19 protein-coding genes are annotated in these 21,594 nt (G+C 67.8%); 5 read left to right on the top strand and 14 right to left on the bottom strand.

From position 1 onward, the window contains the following. Window positions 1–53: 53 nt before the first annotated feature. On the bottom strand, window positions 54–2,567 hold the full coding sequence (locus ABL840_RS13745) for a penicillin acylase family protein (RefSeq protein WP_093300629.1): 2,514 nt from the start codon (window positions 2,565–2,567) through the stop codon (window positions 54–56). Window positions 2,568–2,676: 109 nt separating this feature from the next. Here ABL840_RS13745 and ABL840_RS13740 point away from each other — a divergent pair, with 109 nt between their 5' ends. Both ABL840_RS13740 and ABL840_RS13735 read left to right on the top strand, forming a co-directional pair. Continuing rightward, on the top strand, window positions 2,677–3,753 hold the full coding sequence (locus tag ABL840_RS13740; protein WP_093300631.1) for a lipocalin-like domain-containing protein: 1,077 nt from the start codon (window positions 2,677–2,679) through the stop codon (window positions 3,751–3,753). Between the two features lie 95 nt (window positions 3,754–3,848). After that, window positions 3,849–4,307, top strand: a complete 459-nt coding sequence (locus ABL840_RS13735; protein ID WP_093204868.1) for a YXWGXW repeat-containing protein — start codon at window positions 3,849–3,851, stop codon at window positions 4,305–4,307. Between the two features lie 67 nt (window positions 4,308–4,374). Here ABL840_RS13735 and ABL840_RS13730 read toward each other — a convergent pair whose 3' ends face one another. From ABL840_RS13730 to ABL840_RS13705, 6 genes are all read right to left on the bottom strand, one after another. Then, window positions 4,375–5,361: a branched-chain amino acid ABC transporter permease gene (locus ABL840_RS13730; protein ID WP_093204866.1), complete on the bottom strand. Its 987-nt coding sequence runs from the start codon at window positions 5,359–5,361 to the stop codon at window positions 4,375–4,377. Between the two features lie 13 nt (window positions 5,362–5,374). Beyond that, window positions 5,375–6,250 carry a branched-chain amino acid ABC transporter permease gene (locus ABL840_RS13725; RefSeq protein WP_093204864.1) on the bottom strand — a complete coding sequence of 292 codons (876 nt, stop codon included), beginning with the start codon at window positions 6,248–6,250 and terminating at the stop codon, window positions 5,375–5,377. Window positions 6,251–6,385: 135 nt separating this feature from the next. Further along, window positions 6,386–7,579 (bottom strand): ABC transporter substrate-binding protein, encoded by a 1,194-nt coding sequence (locus tag ABL840_RS13720; RefSeq protein ID WP_093300632.1) that lies wholly within the window; start codon window positions 7,577–7,579, stop codon window positions 6,386–6,388. Between the two features lie 46 nt (window positions 7,580–7,625). Further along, a complete protein-coding gene (locus tag ABL840_RS13715; protein ID WP_093300634.1) occupies window positions 7,626–8,822 on the bottom strand; it encodes an ABC transporter substrate-binding protein in 1,197 nt (398 codons plus the stop codon). A 68-nt stretch (window positions 8,823–8,890) separates the two neighbouring features. After that, window positions 8,891–9,598: an ABC transporter ATP-binding protein gene (locus tag ABL840_RS13710; protein ID WP_093204855.1), complete on the bottom strand. Its 708-nt coding sequence runs from the start codon at window positions 9,596–9,598 to the stop codon at window positions 8,891–8,893. Window position 9,599: 1 nt separating this feature from the next. Beyond that, window positions 9,600–10,370: an ABC transporter ATP-binding protein gene (locus ABL840_RS13705; protein WP_093204853.1), complete on the bottom strand. Its 771-nt coding sequence runs from the start codon at window positions 10,368–10,370 to the stop codon at window positions 9,600–9,602. Between the two features lie 321 nt (window positions 10,371–10,691). Between ABL840_RS13705 and ABL840_RS13700 the strand changes: the two genes are divergently transcribed. Both ABL840_RS13700 and ABL840_RS13695 read left to right on the top strand, forming a co-directional pair. Beyond that, window positions 10,692–11,969: a YbiU family protein gene (locus ABL840_RS13700; RefSeq protein ID WP_418116265.1), complete on the top strand. Its 1,278-nt coding sequence runs from the start codon at window positions 10,692–10,694 to the stop codon at window positions 11,967–11,969. 10 nt (window positions 11,970–11,979) lie between these two features. Beyond that, complete coding sequence (locus tag ABL840_RS13695) at window positions 11,980–13,179, top strand: AGE family epimerase/isomerase (RefSeq protein WP_093300635.1); 1,200 nt, start codon at window positions 11,980–11,982, stop codon at window positions 13,177–13,179. A 114-nt stretch (window positions 13,180–13,293) separates the two neighbouring features. Here the strand turns inward: ABL840_RS13695 and ABL840_RS13690 are convergent, their stop codons facing one another. The 4 genes from ABL840_RS13690 to ABL840_RS13675 are packed head-to-tail and all read right to left on the bottom strand — an operon-like array spanning window position 13,294 to window position 18,301. Beyond that, window positions 13,294–14,856 carry a DHA2 family efflux MFS transporter permease subunit gene (locus ABL840_RS13690; protein WP_093300637.1) on the bottom strand — a complete coding sequence of 521 codons (1,563 nt, stop codon included), beginning with the start codon at window positions 14,854–14,856 and terminating at the stop codon, window positions 13,294–13,296. Between the two features lie 53 nt (window positions 14,857–14,909). Next, a complete protein-coding gene (locus ABL840_RS13685) occupies window positions 14,910–16,235 on the bottom strand; it encodes an efflux RND transporter periplasmic adaptor subunit (RefSeq protein ID WP_093300638.1) in 1,326 nt (441 codons plus the stop codon). 58 nt (window positions 16,236–16,293) lie between these two features. Continuing rightward, window positions 16,294–17,769, bottom strand: a complete 1,476-nt coding sequence (locus ABL840_RS13680; protein ID WP_093204843.1) for an efflux transporter outer membrane subunit — start codon at window positions 17,767–17,769, stop codon at window positions 16,294–16,296. After that, window positions 17,762–18,301, bottom strand: a complete 540-nt coding sequence (locus ABL840_RS13675; protein ID WP_093204840.1) for a MarR family winged helix-turn-helix transcriptional regulator — start codon at window positions 18,299–18,301, stop codon at window positions 17,762–17,764. Before ABL840_RS13675 ends, ABL840_RS13680 begins: the two co-directional genes overlap by 8 nt. A gap of 76 nt (window positions 18,302–18,377) precedes the next feature. On the opposite strand from ABL840_RS13675, the gene ABL840_RS13670 reads away from it, so the two are divergent. Next, window positions 18,378–20,162 carry an ABC transporter transmembrane domain-containing protein gene (locus ABL840_RS13670; RefSeq protein WP_093300640.1) on the top strand — a complete coding sequence of 595 codons (1,785 nt, stop codon included), beginning with the start codon at window positions 18,378–18,380 and terminating at the stop codon, window positions 20,160–20,162. Between the two features lie 21 nt (window positions 20,163–20,183). On the opposite strand, the gene ABL840_RS13665 is transcribed toward ABL840_RS13670, so the two are convergent. Genes ABL840_RS13665 through ABL840_RS13655 form a run of 3 tightly spaced genes read right to left on the bottom strand, consistent with a single transcriptional unit; the run spans window position 20,184 to window position 21,589 of the window. Beyond that, complete coding sequence (locus ABL840_RS13665) at window positions 20,184–20,651, bottom strand: DUF1178 family protein (RefSeq protein WP_093300642.1); 468 nt, start codon at window positions 20,649–20,651, stop codon at window positions 20,184–20,186. Between the two features lie 7 nt (window positions 20,652–20,658). Further along, window positions 20,659–21,273 carry an NUDIX domain-containing protein gene (locus tag ABL840_RS13660; protein ID WP_093300643.1) on the bottom strand — a complete coding sequence of 205 codons (615 nt, stop codon included), beginning with the start codon at window positions 21,271–21,273 and terminating at the stop codon, window positions 20,659–20,661. Window positions 21,274–21,283: 10 nt separating this feature from the next. Continuing rightward, window positions 21,284–21,589, bottom strand: a complete 306-nt coding sequence (locus ABL840_RS13655; protein ID WP_093204830.1) for a DUF2818 family protein — start codon at window positions 21,587–21,589, stop codon at window positions 21,284–21,286. Between the last annotated feature and the right edge of the window lie 5 nt (window positions 21,590–21,594).

Below are 21,594 nucleotides of genomic sequence, written 5' to 3'. Positions count from 1 at the left end.
GAACAAAAAATCCCCAGGATCGGGGATTTTTCGTCAGCGGCCGCTAGGAGAACTCACTTCCCCGGCGTGAGCTGGATCCGCTCCAGCGTCTCCTTTTCCACTGCGGCACGGCTGTAGACCAGCGGCACGTACTTGCCCTCCAGCCACAGCGGCGCGAGGTCGCGGTAGTTCGGGCTCTCGGGGTTGCCCGACTGGCCCGGCGCGTTGATGACGCGCGAGGCGTCCCAGTTGCCCACGTCCAGCACCATGCGGAACGACGCACCGGAGGTCAGCTTGTAGTCGCTGGCCCGGTAGGTCGCGGCCATCGGAGTGAAGGAAGAGCCGGACATCGGCCAATCGCCCACGTCGAGCTTCTTGCGCGTCGAAGCATCGACCACGCCGCCAAGCGGATGGCGGAACTCGGCGCGGTGCAGCGCCCCCCACTTCCAGGCGGCAGGGTCGGGGCCGAGCTTGGCTGTGAGCTCCTGCATTGCAGCAGGCAGGGTCTTGAGCAGCAGCGCGTCGCGCTGTTCGTTCGTGACCCAGCCGAACGGGTTCTCCAGCAGCAGCACCATGCGCGTGTTGTCGCCGGGCGCGGCCAGCGCCGCGCCGGCATCACCCGCGCCGGCCTTGAGCACGGCGGCGCGCAGCGGCTTGCTGCTCCACACTTCGTAGAGCGCGGCGGCGGCGCTGTCACGGTCCATGGTGCCGTCCCAGCCCTGCAGCATGCGCAGCGCGGTCGCCGTCTGCGCATCGTCGCTGCGCAGGCCCGACAGCAGCTTCAGCAGCCGCTGCGCGGGCGTGGCGACGATGTCGTTCTGCATGCGCTCCGAGTCCTCGACGGAGAAGCGCGAGCCCGCCGCCACCTTGGCCGCGAACAGTTCCTTGAGCCGACGCGCGCGCGCCGCGTCGCTCCACTCGTAACCCACGCCCTTCTTCGCCGCGGGATGGTCCGGCGGAATGTTGTTCTCGTTGGCCGTCACCACATAGCCGCGCGCGGGGTTGAACTCCGAGGGCAGCTCGTCGCCGTTGCGGAAGCCCGACCACTCGTAGCGGCCGTCGCCCGGCACGGGCATCAACCCGTCCCAGTTGGGGCGGATGGGCGTGAGGCCGCCGGGAATCCAGCCGACGTTGCCGCCGGTGTCGGCATAGACCTGGTTCTCGCCCGGTGCGCCCCAGCGGTTCATGGCCGCGCGGAACTGGTCCCAGTTGCGCGCGCGCATGTAGTCCATCGAGCCGAAGTACGGCGCCATGCCGGGCTCCAGCCACGCGGCGCGCAGCGCGAACGCGCGCTGCTTTCCCGGCTCCGACAGCAGCACCGGCCCGTGGCGCGTGAAGGTGTTGACCACCTCGCGCGGCGCGCTCTCGCCCTTGACCGTGATGCGCTCGGTGACGCGCACCATCGGCTCCCAACGGCCCTGGTAGCGGTACTCGTTGGAGTTGCGCGGGTTGAGCTGGTACACGTACAGGTCTTCCTGGTCCATGTAGAAGCGCGTGAGGCCGAAGGCGATGGTGCCGTTGTGCCCGATCGAAAGGCCCGGCAGGAAAGGCTCGCCCGCGCCGATGACGTCCATGCCCGGCGCGCTCAGGTGCGCCATGTAGCGAAGGCTCGGCGCGCCGTGCGCGCGGTGCGGGTCGTTGGCCAGGATGGGCCGGCCGGTGGAAGTGAGCTTCGGCGAGATCACCCAGTTGTTGCTGCCGTAGGCGCCGGTGGGGTCGCCTTGCGAAGCCTGCTGCTCGTCCGTCGAACCGGCATCGGGCCGCAGGCTCGCGGTGGTCGCGACGAGCTTCGTGTTGGTCTTGCTGAACTGCGGCGCCTCGGTGGCCCGCATGTAGGCCGCGCGCAGTTCGGCCGTCGGGATGGTGCACGGGTCGAGCCCCTGCGGCACGCGCGGGTTGACCGGCGGATCGAGCTCGCGGCGCAGCCAGTCGGCCTTGATGCCGGCCCCCCCTGCGCAGAAGGCACGCGCGCGGTCGATCTCGGAAGTGAAGTTGAGCGTGAGGCCATGGTGGCGGATGCGCACCACGTCCTCGGGCGACCACGTCGCAGGCTGGTAGCCCAGCAGCGCGAACTCCGGCGGCAGCAGCGAAGGCTGCGCACGCACCTGCGCCACGTAGGCATTCACGCCGGCGGTGAAGGCCTCGGCCACGCGCTTGGCATCGGAGCCGTAGGCCAGCCATTCGCGGTACATGTCGCCGCGATAGAGCACGGCGCGCGCGGCGCGATCGTTCTCGACCCAGGCGGGACCGAAGTCCTTCGCCATCTCGCCGAGGCCGCGCTTGCGCCAGAGGTCCATCTGCCAGAGACGATCGCGCGCGGCGATGAAGCCCTGCGCCACGAAGGCGTCGTAGAGCGTGCCCGCGTACAGATGCGGCACGCCCCAGCGGTCCACCAGCACCTCTGCCGGTTTCTCGAGGCCGGGCACCGCGAAGGACGAGGAAGGTCGCGTCGGCGTCTTCGCATCGGGAGGCCCCGAGGCACAGCCCGCGAGCACGAGAACGGTGAGAGATGCGAGCACAGTCGCGCGAAAGGAATGCCTTTGACCTAACGAGCGCCGCGATGCCGGGCGCAGGTTTGTTCTTTTCATGGGCCTCGTCTCCTGCCTTGTCTTGTTCGTTGATGGATGGCAGCGAACAGTATCCCGATTTGCGCACCTCGTGGGCGTTACAAGGCGCGACTTGTAGACTGGCGCACCCATGCAGCAAGCACCTTCTTCTTTCTCTCTTTCGCGCCGAGGCCTGCTGCTGGCCGCGCTCGCATCGGGGCCACTGGCCGCATGGGCATTGCCCGAGCGTCGCCTGGAGTTCCCGCGCGACTTCGGCAGCCACCCCGAGCTGCGCACCGAGTGGTGGTACATCACCGGCCACGCGAAGACATCGGCCGGGCGTGAATTCGGCTTTCAGGTGACATTCTTCCGTTCGCGCGTTGAGGCCACGCAGGACATGCGTTCGGCCTTCGCAGCGAAGCATCTCGTGTTCGCCCACGCGGCGATCACCGACCTCGAAGGCCGCGTGCTGCTGCACGACCAGCGCATCGCGCGCGCGGGCTTCGGCGTTGCGGAGGCGAGCACGAGCGATACCGACGTGCGCATCCGCGACTGGTCGCTGGTGCGCGAGAACGGCCTCTACCTCGCGCGCATTCCGGCGGGAGAGTTCGCGCTTGAGTTGCGCTTCACGCCCACGCAGCCGGTGCTGCTGCAGGGCAGCGCCGGTCTCTCGCGAAAAGGGCCGGAGGAGTCGCAGGCCAGCTACTACTACAGCGAGCCGCAGCTAAAGACGCAGGGCAGGCTCACGCTCAAGGGACAGGCCTTCGACATCGCAGGCACCGCGTGGCTGGACCACGAATGGAGCGAGGCGCTGATGCACCCCGAGGCCGTGGGCTGGGACTGGATCGGCATGAACCTCGAGGACGGCAGCGCCCTCACCGCCTTCCATCTGCGGCGCAGCGACGGCAGCGCACTGTGGGCCGGTGGCTCGTTCCGCCCGCGCGACGGCACGGCCCGCATCTTCAGGAACGACGAAGTGCGCTTCGAAGGCCTCAAGACCTGGAACAGCCCCCGCACGCAGGCGAAGTACCCGACACGATGGCGCGTACAGACGCCCGCCGGCAGCTTCGAGGTGCGCGCCCTGCTCGACGATCAGGAGCTGGACAGCCGCGGCTCCACGGGCGGTGTCTACTGGGAAGGCGTGAGCGACCTGCTCGACGCACAGGGGCGCCGCGTAGGACGCGGCTACCTGGAGATGACAGGCTACGCCTCGCCGCTGAAGCTGTAACTGTTGTCACCACGCTCGGGGGCTGACAACCGAACACCGCCTACGTGCGTTGGGAAAATTTCCCATAAATAATCGACCAACTCAGAGGAGCCCCCATGAAAACCCGAATCGCAATGCTGGCCGCGGCCGGCGCGCTCTCCATCCTCGCGAGCCCACTGGCCGCCAACGCGCAGGTCTCGGTCAACATCAATGTCCCCGGACTGGTGATGACGGCCCCGCCCCCGCCGCGCTACGAGCCCCTGCCCCCGCCGCGCGGCGGCTTCGTCTGGGTGCCGGGCCGCTGGGTCTGGGACGGCCGTGCCTATGCATGGCACGCGGGCGGCTGGCAACCGGCGCGCGCGGGCTACGTGTATGCACCGGGCCGCTGGATCGAGGACCGCGGCGGCTGGCGCTGGAACGACGGCGACTGGCGCCGCGAAGCCCGCCGCGAGGCACGCCGCGAACGCGAATGGGAAGAAGACCGCCGCCACGACCGCTACGAACGCGATCACCGGCACGGCCATGACCGCGGCGATTTCTGCCCGCCCGGCCAGGCCAAGAAGGGCAACTGCTGAGGCGCAGGCCCACAGAGCCCTCAACGAAAAAGGGAGCCGGAAGGCTCCCTTTTTGTTTGTCCGCGTCCTACTTCGCCCGTCGCCGGTCGATGAACGCGATGATCTCGCCCATGATCCCCTTGCGGAAGGCCAGCACGCAGATCACGAAGATCAGGCCCGTGACCATGGTCACCGACTCGCCCAGCGTGTTGAACCAGTCCACCGTCGTGATGCGCGCGAGGAAGTTGCCGAGTTCGCCGATCTTGTTCTCCAGCAGCACCACCACCGCCGAGCCCACCAGCGGACCCGAGAGCGTGCCGAGGCCGCCCACCAGCGTCATCAGGATGACCTGGCCCGAGGCGGTCCAGTGCACGTCCGACAGCGTGGCGAAGCCCAGCACCAGCGTCTTGAGCGAGCCGGCCAGCCCCGACAGCGCGGCCGAGATCACGAAGGCCAGCAGCTTGAAGCGGCTCACGTCGTAACCCAGCGAGAGAGCGCGCGGCTCGTTCTCCTTGATGCCCTTGAGCACCTGGCCGAAGGGCGAATGGATGGTGCGCACGATCAGCAGGAAGGCCGCGACCACGATGAGCAGCGCGACGTAGTACATCGTGAGGTCGTTCGACAGGTCGATCACGCCGAAGAGCTTGCCGCGCGGCACGCCCTGCAGGCCGTCCTCGCCGCCGGTGAACTTGGCCTGCAGCGCGACGAAGAACATCATCTGCGCGAGCGCCAGCGTGATCATCGCGAAGTAGATGCCCTGCCGGCGGATCGCCAGCACGCCGAAGATCCAGCCGAGGAAAGCACCGGTGAGCGTGCCCGCGATCAGGCCCAGCTCGGGCGTGAGGCCCCAGACCTTGATCGCATGCCCCGCCACGTAGGCCGAGCCGCCGAGGAAGGCCGCGTGCCCGAAGGACAGCAGGCCGGTGAAGCCCAGCAGCAGGTTGAAGGCCGCCGCGAAGAGCGCGAAGCACATGAGCTTCATCACGAACACCGGATAGGCGCCGAAGAACGGGGCCAGCACCAGCGCGAGCAGCAGCAGCGCGTAGACGACGGTGGAGATTTTTTTCTTGTTCATGCCGCTCGCCTCTTCATTTCTCTTTGCCGAACAGGCCGGCGGGGCGGATGAGCAGCACGATGACCATGATCACGAACACAACCGTCGAGGACGCCTCCGGATAGAAAACCTTGGTGAGCCCTTCGATCACGCCGAGCCCGAGGCCGGTGAGGATGGCGCCCATGATCGAGCCCATGCCGCCGATCACGACCACGGCGAACACCACGATGATGAGGTTCTGCCCCATCAGCGGCGAAACCTGGATCACCGGCGCGGCGAGCACGCCGGCGAAGGCGGCCAGGCCGGCGCCGAAGGCGTAGGTCAGCGTGATCATCAGCGGCACGTTGACGCCGAAGGCTTCCACGAGGCGCGGGTTCTCGGTGCCGGCGCGCAGGTAGGCGCCGATGCGCGTCTTCTCGATCACGTACCAGGTGGCGAAGCACACCACCAGCGATGCCACCACCACCCAGGCGCGGTAGTTTGGCAGCACCATGAAGCCGAGGTCGGTGGCGCTCGACAGCGCGTCGGGCGCGTCGTAGGGCAGCCCCGAGACGCCGTAGATCGAGCGGAACACGCCCTCGATCAGCAGCGTGAGGCCCAGCGTGAGCAGCAGGCCGTAGAGGTGGTCGAGCTTGTAGATCCAACGCAGCAGCAGCCGCTCGATGACCACGCCGAAGATGCCGATGACCACGGGCGCCGCGATCAGCATCACCCAGTAGTTGATGCCGAAATACTCCATGGCCATCCACGTCAGGACGGCGCCGAGCATGAACAGCGCGCCGTGCGCGAAGTTGATGACGTTGAGCAAACCGAAGATCACCGCCAGCCCGAGGCTCAGGATGGCGTAGAAGGAGCCGTTGACCAGCCCCAGCAGGAGCTGGCTCAGCAAGGCGGGAAGGGAAATGTTCATAGAAAGTTCAGGACGCCACTGGCCGTTTCTTCTTTTTCGCGGGGGCCGCCGCGCACGGCCGCCCGAAGCGGCCGGCCCGCCCCCCTTGCAAAGGGGGTTGGCGAAGCGACACGCAGTGCGCGCAGCCCTGGGGGGTTACTTCCACAGCGCGCACTTGCTCTCGGCCTTGGTCGTGAAGACCTCTTCGCCCTTCAGCTTCTGGACCACCTTGTAGTAGTCCCACGGCTGCTTCGACTCGGCCGGCGACTTCACCTGCACCAGGTACATGTCGTGCACGAAGCGGCCGTCCTCGCGCACGAAGCCCTTGGCGTAGAAGTCGTCGATCGGCGTCTTCTTGATCTGCGCCATCACTGTGTCGGCATCGGTGCTCTTGGCGGCCTGAACGGCCTTCAGGTAGGTCATGGTGGCCGAGTAGTCGGCGGCCTGGATGTCGGTGGGCATGCGCTTGGTCTTCTCGAAGAAGCGCTTGCCGAAGGCGCGCGTCTTGTCGTCGAGGTTCCAGTCCCAGCTGGTGGTCAGCAGCAGGCCCTCGGTATTCTTCAGGCCCAGGCTGTGCACGTCGGTCACGAACACCAGCAGGCCGACCATCTTCATGGTCTTGGTGATGCCGAATTCGCGCGCCGCCTTGATCGCGTTCTGCGTGTCGCCGCCCGCATTCGCGAGCGCCAGCACCTGCGCCTTGGAGTTCTGCGCCTGCAGCAGGAACGAGGAGAAGTCGGAGGTGTTGAGCGGATGCTTCACGCTGCCGAGCACGGTGCCGCCCTTTTCCTTCACGACCTTGGTCGCGTCGGCTTCGAGGGCCTGGCCGAAGGCGTAGTCGGCCGTCAGGAAGTACCAGCTCTTGTCGCCGCGCGCGATGACGGCGCTGCCCGTGCCCTTGGCCAGCGCCACGGTGTCGTAGGCGTAGTGCACTGTGTAGGGACTGCACTGCTCGTTGGTGAGCGCCGAGCTACCCGCGCCGTTCACGATGAACACGCGCTTCTTCTCCTGCGCCACCTTGGCCATGGCCAGGCCGGTGCCCGAGCTGGTGCCGCCGAACAGCATCGTCAGGCTCTGCGTATCGATCCACTCGCGTGCCTTGGAAGCGGCGATGTCGGCCTTGTTCTGGTGGTCGGCCTGCAGCAGCTCGATGGGCATGCCGTTGACCTTGCCGCCGAAGTCGTCGATGGCCATCTGGATCGCCAGGGCGCCGTTCTTGCCCTCCACGTCCGCATAGAGGCTGGACATGTCGGTGATGAAACCGATCTTGACCTTCTCCTGGGCCTGCGCGGCGCCGGCGGCCAACGCAACGGCAAGGGACAGGCCGGAAAGCACGAACGTCTTTTTCATGGTCAGGATCTCCTGGTTGAGGAACGAAGAATCGTGGGAACGGGCATCACTTCCAGAACGCGCACTTGCTCTCGGCCTTGGTCGTGAAGACCTGGTCGCCCGGCAGCGTCTTGAGCACCTTCAGGTAGTCCCAGGGCTTCTTCGACTCGGCGGGCGACTTCACCTCGACCAGGTACATGTCGTGGATGAAGCTGCCGTCTGCGCGGATCTGGCCCTTGCCGTAGAAGTCGTCGATCTTCATGCTCTTGAGCTGCGCCATCACCTTGTCGGAGTCGGTGGTCTTGGCGGCGGCCACGGCCTTCAGGTAGGTCATGGTGGCCGAGTAGTCGGCGGCCTGCACGTCGGTGGGCATGCGCTTGGTCTTCTCGAAGAAGCGGTTGGCGAACTTGCGCGTCTCGTCGTTCAGGTCCCAGTACCAGCTGGTGGTGTGCAGCAGGCCTTCGGTGTTCTTCAGGCCCAGGCTGTGGATGTCGCTCAGGAAGACCAGCAGGCCCGCCGTCTTCATCGTCTTGTTGATGCCGAATTCCTTGGCGGCCTTGATCGAGTTGATGGTGTCGCCGCCCGCGTTGGCCAGGCCCAGGATCTGCGCCTTGGAGTTCTGCGCCTGCAGCAGGAACGACGAGAAGTCCGAAGCGTTCAGCGGATGGCGCACAGCGCCCACCACCGTGCCGCCCTTCTCCTTCACCACCTTGGTGGTGTCTGCCTCGAGCGCGTGGCCGAAGGCGTAGTCGGCCGTCAGGAAGAACCAGCTCTTGCCGCCGCGGTCCACGACCGCCGCACCGGTGCCCTTGGCCAGTGCCACGGTGTCGTAGGCGTAGTGGATGGTGTAGGGGCTGCACTGCTCGTTGGTGAGCACCGAGCTGCCGGCGCCGTTGTTGAAGTACACGCGCTTCTTCTCTTCGGCCACCTTCGCGGTGGCCAGCGCCACGCCCGAGTTGGTGCCGCCGAAGACCATGGTCACGCCTGCGGTGTCGATCCATTCGCGGGCCTTGGAGGCGGCGATGTCGGCCTTGTTCTGGTGGTCGGCGGTCAGCAGCTCGATGGGCTGGCCCAGTGCCTTGCCGCCGAAGTCGTCGATGGCCATCTGGATGGCGGTGGCGCCGCCCTTGCCTTCGAGGTCGGCGTACAGGCTGGACAGGTCGGTGACGAAGCCGATCTTCACCTTTTCCTGTGCCTGCGCGGCGCCAGCACCCAGCGCGAGGATGCCGATGGCGGTAGCGATGAGACCGAGTTTCTTGATCATGGCGTGTTGTCTCCTGGAGGAATCTTTGTGGGATTGAAAAAGGTCTGTCTTGTGGACGCGTGCCCGTGTCAGACGCCCAGCAGCTCGGTGAGCACGGGCATCTTGGCTTCGAGTTCGGAGGCGCCGAACTTCTCGACGATGCGGCCGTGCTCCATGACGTAGAAGCGGTCGGCCAGCGGCGCGGCGAAGCGGAAGTTCTGCTCCACCATCACGATGGTGTAGCCCTTGGCCCGCAGCGTGGTGATCATGCGGGCCAGCGCCTGCACGATGACCGGTGCGAGGCCTTCGGAAATCTCGTCGAGCAGCAAGAGCCGCGCGCCGGTGCGCAGGATGCGCGCGACGGCCAGCATCTGCTGCTCGCCGCCCGACAGGCGCGTGCCCTGGCTGTGGCGGCGCTCGGCCAGGTTGGGGAACATGGCGTAGATCTCTTCGACCGACATGCCCTGTCCCACGCCCTTCAGCTCGGGTGGCAGCATCAGGTTTTCCTCGCACGAGAGGCTCGCGAAGATGCCACGCTCCTCGGGGCAGTAGCCGATGCCGAGGTGCGCGATGCGGTGCGTCGGCATGCCGATGGTCTCGCGGCCGTTGACCTCGATGCTGCCCTTGCGTGCGCCGGTGAGCCCCATGATGGCGCGCAGCGTGGTGGTGCGGCCCGCGCCGTTGCGGCCCAGCAGCGTGACGACCTCGCCCGGCTGCACGACCATGTCGACGCCGTGCAGCACGTGCGATTCGCCGTACCAGGCTTGCAGGCCCTTGATTTCGAGTGCGGCGGTCATGTCAGTGGGCTCCCTGGAGCTGGCCTTCGGTGGTGCCCATGTAGGCTTCCATGACCTGGGGATTCTTCGAGACTTCCGCGTACGGCCCTTCGGCCAGTACCGCACCGCGCTGCAGCACGGTGATGGTGTCGGCGATGGTCGACACCACGCTCATGTTGTGCTCCACCATCAGGATGGTGCGTCCGGCCGACACGCGCTTGATGAGTTCGGCCACGCGGTGCACGTCTTCATGGCCCATGCCCTGCGTCGGTTCGTCGAGCAGCATCAGCTCGGGCTCCATGGCCAGCGTGGTGGCGATCTCCAGCGCGCGCTTGCGGCCGTAGGGAAGGTTCACCGTCTGTTCGTCGGCAAGCTCTTCGAGGCCGACTTCAGCCAGCAGTTCGCGGGCTCTGGCATCCAGCGGCTTGAGCGACTTCTCGCTCTTCCAGAAGTGATACGAGGTGCCGAGGCGGCGCTGCAGGCCCAGCCGCACGTTCTCGAGCAGCGTGAGGTGCGGGAACACGGCCGAGATCTGGAACGACCGGATGATGCCGCGCCGCGCGATCTGCGCGGGGCGCTCGCCCGTGATGTCGTGTCCGTTGAACAGGATCGTGCCGGTGGTGGGCTCGAGGAACTTGGTGAGCAGGTTGAAGCAGGTCGTCTTGCCGGCACCGTTCGGCCCGATGAGCGCGTGGATGGAACCGCGCGCCACGGACAGGTCGACCTTGCTGACCGCAGTGAACCCCTTGAATTCCTTGGTGAGCTGGCGTGTTTCGAGAATGACGTCGCTCATCTCGCGAAGTCGCCCGGGTTCGTGGAAAGAAAGTCGGTCATGCGCTCCATCTCAATGCGCCACCATCGAGCGCGGACCGATTGTTCGTGCGCGTCTCCCGCTTGCATACTGGGGCAAATGCCTATGCTGCAGTGCAACCATTTCACGGTCTTGCCGGGCTTGTGCGGCACGACTGTCGTCTCGACGACAAAGGAGGCATTCGAGGTGCGACGAAGGCCCGCCGCTTGTTGCGCTCGCAGCGCCGACTTTCGTTGGGGAAAGCACAGCGCGCCGCGTCGCGGAGGCCAACCTAAACTGCCCCGGACTCATACGCCAAGTCCCATGCACGACCCGAAGAACGACCTGCCGCAAGACTGGATGAAGGACATACCCCGCGCCGTCGCGCAGGCCCAGCGCTCGCTGCGCACCAGTGTTCCGGATTTGCAGTGGCGCTTCCTGTGCGAGAACGAGTGGCTGCGCGACGAAGTTGCACTGGTGCACGCGGAAGAGGCCGCAGGCGGCGCGGTGCCCGAGATCGCCCACGACGACATCGCGTACGGTCGCGTGTCGCGGCGGCAGATCGAGCGCATCCGCCGGCGCGGCTGCGTCGTGGTGCGGCGCGTGTTCGACCCGGCCCAGGTGCTCGAGTGGAACGAGGAAATCCGCCGCTACATCGACGACAACGGATACCTCGAGCGCGCGCGATCGAAGGCCGGGCTCGACAAGTACTTCAGCGCGCTGGCTTCGGGCCGTCCGCAGATCTTCGGGCTGTACTGGTCGCGTCCGCAGATGCTGGCGCGCCAGGCCGAAGCCATGGACAGCACGCGTTCGTTCCTCAACCGGCTCTGGACGTACGAGAAAAACGGCGTGCGCTTCTTCGACCCCGACCGGCAGGCGAACTACGCCGACCGCATCCGTCGCCGCGAGCCCGGCGACGCGACGCTGGGCCTGTCGCCGCACTCCGACGGCGGCTCGGTCGAGCGCTGGTGCGAGCCGAGCTTCCGCCCCGTCTACCGCGAAGTCTTCGAGGGCGATCTCGCGCGCTTCGATCCCTTCGATGCCGAAGGCCGCACCGGAACCCGAGAGATCCCCTCGCCTGCCGTGTGCTCCGCCTTCCGCACCTTCCAGGGCTGGACCGCGCTGTCGCGCCAGGGGCCGGGCGACGGCACGCTGCGCCTCGTGCCGATGGCGCGCACCGCGCCCTGGATGCTGCTGCGCGCGCTGATGCCCGACGTGCCCGAAGGCGACCTCTGCGGCGCGCAACCTGGCCGCGCTCTCGGCGCCACGCCCGAATGGCATGCGGCGCTGCGCGAGGGACTGGTCTCCATTCCGCTGATGGAGCCGGGCGACACCGTGTGGTGGCACCCCGACGTGATCCACGCGGTGGAAGACCGGCACAAGGGCAGCGAGCACAGCAGCGTCATCTACATTGCCGCCACGCCCTGGTGCGACAAGAATCGCGATTTCATGGCACGGCAGGCGCCCGCCTTCCTGGCCGGCCGCAGCAGCCCCGACTTCGCGCCCGAAGACTACGAAACGGACTTCAAGGGCCGAGCCACCATCGACGACCTCACGGCCCTCGGCAAATGCCAGATGGGGCTGCGTCCCTGGGACCAATGACACCCCTCACATGCCGAACTTCCGCTCTCCCGACTTCCTGACCGACCACATCCTGCACACGCTGGCCTTCTACGAGCCGCGCAGCCTCGACGCCACCGGCGGCTTCTTCCATTTCTTCAAGGACGACGGCACCGTGTACGACCGGCGCACGCGCCACCTCGTGAGCAGCACGCGCTTCGTCTTCAACCACGCGATGGCCTACCGGCGCTTCGGCACCCCCGCGCATCTCACGGCCGCGCGGCACGGCCTCGCGTTCATCGAGCGTGCCCATAGGCAGCAGGGTGGCGGCTATGCATGGCAGATCGACTGGCACCAGCGGCGCGCCACTGTGCAGGACGACACCAACCGCTGCTACGGGCTGGACTTCGTCCTGCTCGCGCAGGCGCATGCGCTCATGGCCGGCATCGAGGAGGCGTACCCGGGGCTCGACCACACCTGGCAGCTGATGGAAAGGCATTTCTGGGAGCCGGGGCACCAGCTCTATGCCGACGAAGCCACCGTCGACTGGCACGTGGGCGCCTATCGCGGGCAGAACGCCAACATGCACGCCTGCGAGGCCCTGATGGCCGCCTTCGAGGCCACGCAGGAGAAGCGCTACCTCGACCGCGCGCTCGCGGTGGCCGAATCCGTGACCGGCCGGCTGGCCGCGCTGGCCAACGGGCTGGTCTGGGAGCACTACCGGAAGGACTGGTCGGTCGACTGGGACTTCAACCGCGACGACAAGTCCGACATCTTCAGGCCCTGGGGTTTCCAGACCGGACACCTCACCGAATGGGCCAAGCTGCTGCTGCAGCTGGAGAGCCATCTCGCCGCCGAGGACCGCACGGCCGACTGGGCGCTGCCGCGCGCGCGCCACTTCTTCGAGACCGCCATGTTCCGCGGCTGGGACGTGGACAACGGCGGCCTGATCTATGGCTTCGCCCCCGACGGCGCGGCGTACGACGGCGACAAGTATTTCTGGGTGCAGGCCGAGAGCTTCGCCGCGGCCGCCCTGCTCGCGGTGCGGACCGGCGAGACCGGCTACTGGGACTGGTACGACAGCATCTGGACCTACAGCTGGACGCACTTCGTCGATCACCGCCACGGCGCCTGGTACCGCATCCTCACGCCGGAGAACCGGAAGCTCAGCGACGAGAAGAGCCCCGCCGGCAAGACCGATTACCACACGATGGGCGCCTGCTACGACGTGCTCAAGGCGCTGCGCGCCTGAAGAAAGCCTGCTCTTTCGTGGAACACCGCGGAACCGGCTCTGCCGGGCCGCAGGTGTTGCCCCCGGAAGGGGGTTGGCGTAGCGACACGAAGTGCGCGCAGCCTGGGGGAGAGCCTAGTGCGCGCCGGCGGCGGCATCGCCACCTGCTCCACCCTTCTGAGGCCTCGCCAGCCACACCAGCGGGATCAGCAACAGGAACAGGATCGCCGACGCATAGAAGATGTCGTTGGTCGCCAGCATGTAGGACTGCTGGTCGACGATGCGATTGATCTGCCCCATCACCTGGTCGGTGCCGAAGCCGTTGGCGTTGAGCCCGGCCATCGTGCTCGTAGCCGCGTTGTTGCCCTGGTTGACCGTTTCGGCCAGCTGGGCGTGGTGCAGCGTCGCGCGGTTGTCCCACAGCGTGGTCGTGATCGAGGTGCCCATCGCGCCCGCGGTGATCCGCAGGAAGTTCGACAGCCCCGAGGCGGCCGGGATGCGGTCGGGCGTGAGGCCCGACAGCGTGATCGTCACCAGCGGGATGAAGAAGAACGCCATCGCGATGCCCTGGATGATCGTCGGGATGATGATCGTCACGAAGTCGGCCTGCGTGTTGAAGTTCGAACGCATCCACAGCACCAGCGCGAACACCAGGAACGAGAAGGTCGCGTAGCGGCGCGGGTCGATCTTGGCCACCGTGAGCCCAACCACCGGCGAGAAGAAGATGGCCAGCAGCCCCACGGGCGCCATGATCATCCCCGCCTGCGTGGCGGTGTAGCCCATCCACTGCTGAAGCCACAGCGGCAGCAGCACCACGTTGCCGAAGAAGAGGCCGTAGGCCACCGCCGTCGCCACCGCGCCCGACCAGAAGTTGCGGCGCTTGAAGAGCGACAGGTCGACCACCGGGTGCTTGTCGGTCAGCTCCCAGACGAGGAAGAACGCGAAGCCGACGACCGACACCACCGCCAGCGTCACGATCTGCGCGGAGTGGAACCAGTCGAGCTCCTTGCCCTTGTCGAGCATGAGCTGCAGCGAGCCCACCCACAGCACCAGCAGCGCGAGGCCGACGGCGTCGATGGGCACCTTGTGCGTGGCGCTCTCGCGCTTGTGGTACAGCGCCCAGGTGATGGCGGCCGCGACGATGCCCACCGGGATGTTGATGTAGAAGATCCACGGCCACGAGATGTTGTCGGTGATCCAGCCGCCGAGCAGCGGCCCCATCACCGGCGCGACCAGCGTGGTCATGGACCACATGGCCATCGCGAGGCCCGCCTTGGCGCGCGGATAGCTCGACAGCAGCAGCGCCTGCGACAGCGGGATCATCGGCCCCGCGACGAAGCCCTGCAGCGCGCGGAAGGCGATGAGCGTCGTCATGTTCGGCGCGAGGCCGCACAGCAGCGAGCTGATCATGAACAGGATCACGCTGGCCATGAACAGACGTACCTGTCCGAAGCGCTGCGTCATGAAGCCCGTGAGCGGCACCGCGATGGCGTTGGCCACCGCGAAGCTCGTGATGACCCAGGTGCCCTGCGTGGTGCTCACGCCCAGATCACCCGAGATGGCGGGCAGCGACACGTTCGCGATCGACGAGTCGAGCACGTTCATGAAGGTTGCCGCGGAGAGTGCAACCGTGCCCCAGACGCGGGCTGCGCCCTCGAGCGGCGGATGCGCAACGTATGCAGGAGCAGCGGTGGCCATGGGCGGAGCTGTTTACCTGTAGGACAAGAAGCGGAGGAAGGACGCGCGGGCGATCAGCCCGGCTGTCCCTGCACTGCCACCGAAGCGCCGCCCGATGACGACGCGGGACCCTTGGTCGCAGTAGCGGCGGTGGCCGGCGCGTTGCGTCCGAGGTTGGCGGCGATGATGCGCTCCACCTCGGCATCGGCGCCGCGGTCGAGCTGGCTGTAGACCTGCGTCTGCGTCAGCGCGGTGGCGCGCGGCGCGTCGGCGAGCATCTTGCCGGTCTTCTGCGAGATGTCGACCTCGGCATCCATCGACAGGCCGATGCGCAGCGGGTTCGCCTTGAGCTGCTCGGGGTCGAGCGCGATGCGCACGGGCACGCGCTGCACCACCTTGATCCAGTTGCCGGTGGCGTTCTGCGCGGGCAGCAGCGCGAACGCACTGCCGGTGCCCACGCCCAGGCCGGCGACCTTGCCGGAGTATTCGACCTTCTTGCCGTAGACGTCGGCCGTGAGCTTCACGGGCTGGTCGATGCGGATGTTGCGCAGCTGCACTTCCTTGAAGTTGGCGTCGACCCACAGCTGGTTGAGCGGCACGATCGACATCATCGGCGTGCCAGCCGAGACGCGCTGGCCGAGCTGCACCGTGCGCTTGGCGACGTAGCCGTCGACCGGCGCGGGCATGGCCACGCGCTGGGTGGCGAGGTAGGCCTCGCGCACCTTGGCGGCGGCGGCCAGCACGCTCGGGTGCTGGGACACGCTGGTGCCTTCGGTCAGCGACTGGTTGCTGACCAGCGCCTCGCGCGCTGCCGTCACGCCGGCCTGCGCGGCGGCGAGCTGGCTCTTGGCCGTGTCGAGCTGCGTCTCGGCGTGGTTGAGTTCTTCCTTCGACACGGCGCCGTTGCCCGACAGCGCGCGGCGGCGCTGCAGGTCGTCCTGCGCCTTGGCGATGTCGCTCTGCGCCTTGACGATGTCGGCCTGGCGCAGCGCGACCTGCGCGGCCAGCGACCCGTTGTTGGCGTACAGCGTGCGCGTCTGGCGCACGGTCTGCGCGAGTGCGGCCTCGGCCTGCTCCAGCGCCACCTTGGCGTCGGCCGGGTCGAGCTGCACCAGCGGCTGGCCGGCCTTCACGAAGTCGGTGTCGTCGGCGTTGATGGCCATCACCGTGCCGCCGATCTGCGGGGTGATCTGGATGACGTTGCCCTGCACGTAGGCGTTGTCGGTGTCCTCGTAGTGGCTGGCCACCAGCCATTCGTAGAGGCCCCAACCGCCGCCGGCGACGATCACCACCGCGGCGAGCGCGGTGAGTGCGCGGCGGCGCTTGCCGTTGCCGGCGGGCGCCTCGGGGGCGGCGGAAGCTGCGGCTGCAGCGGGCGTCGGAGTGTTGTTGTCGCTCATGATGAAGTTCTTTCCGAAGACGAAGGGGTCGGGCCGGGCTGTACCTGGGCTGTGCCGGTCAGTTCAGCGGGGCCGAGGGAGCCGATGCCGTGGCGGTGGCCGGGGGCTGCCAGCCGCCGCCCAGCGCGCGCGCCAGGCCCACCTGGGTGTCGAGCGCGCGGGCGGCGAGATCGACGGCCAGGCGGCGCTGCGCCAGCACGGAGGTTTCGGCGGTCAGCACGTTGAGGTAATTGCCGAGGCCCGCGCGGTAGCGCTGCACGGCGATGTCGTAGGCACCTTCGGCGGCCGTCTGCGCGGCGCGCTGCTCGGCCTGCTGGCGGGTGATCGACTGCGCGCTCGTGACCTGGTCGGCCGCGTCGCGCACCGCGTCGATCACGGTGGCGTTGTAGCTTTCGATGGCCACGTCGAGGTCGGCCGACTTGCCGCGCAGATTGGCGCGCAGCTTGCCGCCCTCGAAGATCGGCAGGCTGATGGCCGGGCCCACGCCCCACTGCTCGCTGCCCGACTTCAGCAGCTTGCCGAAGCCCAGGCTCTGGAAGCCCGCGAAGGCCGTGAGGTTCACGTTGGGATAGAAGAGCGTCTTCGCGTTGGCTACGTCGCTCGTGGCGGCCTCGACGCGCCAGCGCGCGGCGGCGATGTCGGCGCGACGGCCGAGCAGGTCGGCCGGGATGTTCGCCTGCAGCGCCATCGGCTTCACGCCCGCCAGCACCGGCGGCTTGAGCGAGGCGGTCACGTTCGGCTGGGCGACGAGCGCGTCGAGCGCGTGCTGCTGCAGCGCGATCTGCTCGTTGAGCGATTCGATCTGCTGGCGTGCCTCGGGCAGGCCGCCCTCGCTCTGGCGCAGTTCGAGGCGGGTGTCGAGGCCGGCGGAAACGCGGTCGCGCACCAGCTTCAGCGTTTCGTCGCGCTGGGCCAGCGTGCGCTGGGCAACGGTGAGCTGGTCGTTCAGGCGCGCCCACTGGAAGTAGCTGCGTGCCACGTTGCTCGCGAGCAGCACGCGGGCCGCGTCGGCGTCGGCGGCGGCGGCATTGGCGGCGCCGATGGCGGTGTCGAGCGCGGTGCGGTTCTTGCCGAAGAAGTCGAGCTCCCAGCTGGCGCTCAGCTGCAGCAGGCCGATGTTCTGCGTGGAGCCGCCCAGCGGCGCCGGGTAGATGTAGTTGCTGTTGAACTTCTGGCGGTTCAGGTCGAGGTCGCCCTTGACCTGCGGCTTGAGCGCCGCGCCCGCGATGTCGGCCGAAGCCTGCGCGCGCGCGAGGCGGGCCTGCGCGACCTGCAGGTTGGGATTGCCGGCCACCGCCTGGTCGATGAGCGAGTTGAGCTGCGAATCGCCGAAGGCGAGCCACCACTGGCCATCCAGGCGGGACACCGGGACCGCGGCGCTGTCGGGCGCGATGCCCAGCGACGACGCGTCGCGCAGCCTGGCCTGCGAGCCGATGCCGGCCATGTCGGCGCAGCCGGCGAGTGCGACCACCAGCAGTGCGGCGGCCACGACGGGAGTGCGACGCACGGCGCGCACGGCGAGGGAATCAGTCATTTTTATCTCCACGGGCCGCGAGGGCCTGGGCGTTGTCGAGGATGCGGCGCAGATAACCCTTGAGCTGCTCCCACTCCTCCATGGTGAAACCTGCGAGGTGCTCGTTCTGCACCCTGCTGAGCACGTGCGGCACTTCCTTGGCGGCAGCACGGCCTTCGTCGGTGAGCTCGATGTTGACCACGCGACGGTCTTCGAGCGAGCGCACGCGGCGGCACAGGCCCTTGGCCTCGAGGCGGTCGAGCAGGCGCGTCATGGCGCCGGTGTCGAGCTCGCAGGCGCGGGCCAGCTCGGCCACCGTGGTGGCGGCGCCGACGTGCAGCTTGTAGAGAGGCACCCACTGCGGATAGGTAGGACTGCCCGGCTCGCACATGCGGGTTTCGACCGACTGGCCGACCGCGGTGACGATGCGGCGCATCAGGTAGCCGATGCTGTCCTCTGCCCGGTAGGTTTCGGGGCTATAGAAAGCGACGGACGCACGACGCTCCTCGCCGGCGGGAACCGACGGGTCTTGAGGGGTGTTGGCATCGCTCATGGAGCAAATATTAGTTGCCTCGGCAATTATTGTCAAGGCTACCTTTGTAGAGGCAAGGGATCGGTAGAATCGGCGCATGGCTTCCACCCCACCGTCTTCCATGGCCAAGGGCTCGCCCCGATCGCTCTCGGGCCTGAGCCCTTTTCTTCGCCCGTACCGTGTGCAGATCGTGCTGGCGGGCCTGTTTCTGGTGCTGGCGGCGGTCACCACGCTGGCTTTTCCTATCGCCCTGCGCAGCCTGATTGACAACGGCCTCATCAGCTCCGACAAGGGCGCGCAGACCATGGCGCTGCGCGAGCACTTCGGCGCCCTCTTCGCCGTGGCCGTGGCGCTGGGCGTCTTCTCGGCGGCGCGCTTCTATACGGTGAGCTGGCTGGGCGAGCGCGTGACGGCCGACATCCGCAACGCCGTCTACGGCCACGTGCTCAAGCAGAGCCCCGTTTTCTTCGAGACCACGCAGACCGGCGAGGTGCTGTCGCGCCTGACGGCCGACACCACGCTGGTGCAGACGGTCGTCGGCTCCTCGCTGAGCATGGGCCTGCGCAATGCGGTGATGGGCGTGGGCGCCCTGGCCGTGCTGATCTGGACCAACCCCTACGTGATGGTGCAGGTGCTGGGCATCCTCGTGCTGGTGGTGCTGCCCAGCATGGTGTTCGGCCGCCGCGTGCGCAAGCTCTCGCGCGCCAGCCAGGATCGCGTGGCCGACTCGAGTGCCATTGCCGCCGAGGTGCTGAATGCCATTCCGGTGGTGCAGAGCTACACCGCCGAAGGCCGCGAGGCCGCGCGCTTCAGCGGCTCGACAGAGAACGCCTTCCGCACCGCCGTTCGCCGCACACGGGCGCGATCGGTGCTGGTGGCGTTCATCATCATCGCGACCTCGGCGGCGCTGCTCTGGGGCCTCTACCAGGGCACGCAGGCCGTCCTGCGCGGCGACATCACCGCCGGCCACCTGGGCCAGACCGTCGTCTATGTCGCCATCCTCGCCAGCGCGACCGCCGTGCTCGGCGAGGTGTACGGCGACCTGCTGCGCGCGGCCGGCGCGACCGAGCGGCTGATGGAGCTGCTGCATGCGCCCGCGGCCATCGTTTCGCCCGCGAACCCGGCGATTGCCCCCGTGCCGGTCGCGGGCAGTGCCATCAGGTTCGACGCGGTGACCTTCCACTACCCTTCCCGCCCCGGCACTCCGGCCTTGCGCGACTTCAGCCTCGACATCGCGCCGGGCGAAACCGTGGCGCTGGTCGGTTCGAGCGGCGCGGGCAAGAGCACCGTGTTCCAGCTGCTGCTGCGCTACTACGACCCGCAATCGGGCCGCTTGCTGCTCGATGGCGCGCCGCTGGCGTCCCTTGCCCTGCCCGAGCTGCGCACCCGTATCGGCCTCGTTCCGCAGGACGCCGTGATCTTCTCGGCCAGCGCGCTGGACAACATCCGCTACGGCCGCCCCGAAGCCACGACGGAAGAAGTGCAGGCCGCGGCTCGCGCCGCCTTCGCCCACGACTTCCTGCAGGCACTGCCCGAGGGCTACGACACCTTCCTCGGCGAGCGAGGCGTGCGCCTGTCGGGCGGCCAGCGCCAGCGCATCGCCATCGCGCGGGCGATCCTGAAGAACCCGCCGCTGCTGCTGCTCGACGAAGCCACGAGCGCGCTCGACGCGGAGAGCGAGCGCATGGTGCAGGCCGCACTCGAGTCGGCGATGGAGAACCGGACCACGCTGGTGATCGCGCACCGCCTGGCGACGGTGCAGAAGGCCGACCGCATCGTGGTGCTGGACCACGGCGGGATCGTCGAACAGGGAACGCACGCGACGCTGGTCGCGCAGGGCGGCGTGTATGCGCGGCTGGCCGCGCTCCAATTCACGGCCTGAACGGCCCCGCCCCTGGCCGGATTACTGCAGGGTTTCCTTCAACCCGGCCGGAATCGGCAGCGCCATCACCGGAATGCCTTCGTCGAGCAGCGCTTCCGTCTGCTCGGGCGTCGCCTGGCCGCGAATGCCGCGCTCCTTGGTCTCGCCGTAGTGCATCTTCCGGGCCTCGTCCGCGAAACGGTCGCCGACGTCCTCGGTCTTCGCCAGCACCTCGCGCACGGCGCGCATCCAGCGAGCTTCGGGCGAGATGTCGGCGGGAACGTTGGAAGAAGCAGCTGCTGCCGCGGGCGCAGGCGCGGCCGCCTCCTGCGGCGCCTTGGCATTGCCCAGGTTGAGGCGCGGAGCGCTCAGCAGCTTGACGATGCCGGTGTCGCCGCAGACCGGGCACTCGACCAAGCCTGAAGCCAGCTGGGTCTCGAAATCCTCGCTCGAGGCGAACCAGCCTTCGAAGCCGTGGCCGTGGGTGCAGCGGAGATCGAGAACCTTCATGCGCGGATTATCCCGCGCTGCCCTGAGCGGGCGCGGGCTGCCAATCCAGAGCCCATGCGCCTGAAAGGACGTTCTGCAGCCAGAGCGTGCAGGTCAGGGTCTTGGCGTCGGTGACCTTGCCTTCGCGGCACCAGCCTGACAGTTCGTCGGGCGTGGCCGTGAAAACGTCGAGGAACTCGCCGTGGTCGAGCTGCCGCTCGCCGAGCGAAAGGCCCCGCGCGAAGTAGATATGGATGATCTCGGTCGAGTAGGCCACCGCGAGGTGCATGGCACCGGCGTAAGCCCATTCGCGTGCCGTGTAGCCGGTCTCCTCGATCAGCTCGCGCCGGCCGCAGTCGAACGGGTCTTCACCCGCATCGAGCTTGCCCGCGGGAAACTCGATCATCACGTGGTCGACCGGGTAGCGGAACTGCCGCTCCAGCACGATGCGGCCGTCGTCCAGCAGCGGAATCACGACCACGGCGCCGGGATGCACCACGTACTCCCGCGTGGCGCTGTGGCCGTCGGGCAGGCGGATGGTGTCGCGCCGGGCCCGCAGGAACTTGCCCTCGAACAGCTCCTCGCGGCTCAGGAGCTCTTCCTTCAGGTGCGAATCGGTGGCGTCGGTGGGCTTGGTGGTCATGAGATCGTCTTCAGTGCCTGTGCTTCATCAGGTAGCGCCAGGTGAACCCCGGAAAGGCCAGCACGATGAACAGCGCGCCGGTCACCGCGTAGAACTCCCAGCCCTGAGCGGCGATCTGCCCTGCCCTGCGCTCGAACAGCAACCCGATGCCGCCGGCCAGAAAGTACAAGACCACCAGCTCGGCGAGGCGCACCGCGAGCGACTTGGGAGCAGTCGCCAGCGGCACGACGCCGAACAGGCGGTCGTTGAAGAACGGCAGGTTGGCGGCCACCAGGGCCACCAGCAATACGACCCAGACCGACGCGGTTTGCGACACCCGAG

The organism is Variovorax sp. NFACC27 (genome assembly GCF_048301545.1).
In the GTDB taxonomy this organism is placed as follows: Bacteria; Pseudomonadota; Gammaproteobacteria; order Burkholderiales; family Burkholderiaceae_C; genus Variovorax; species Variovorax gossypii.
This window is presented reverse-complemented; position numbering and strand designations above follow the sequence as displayed.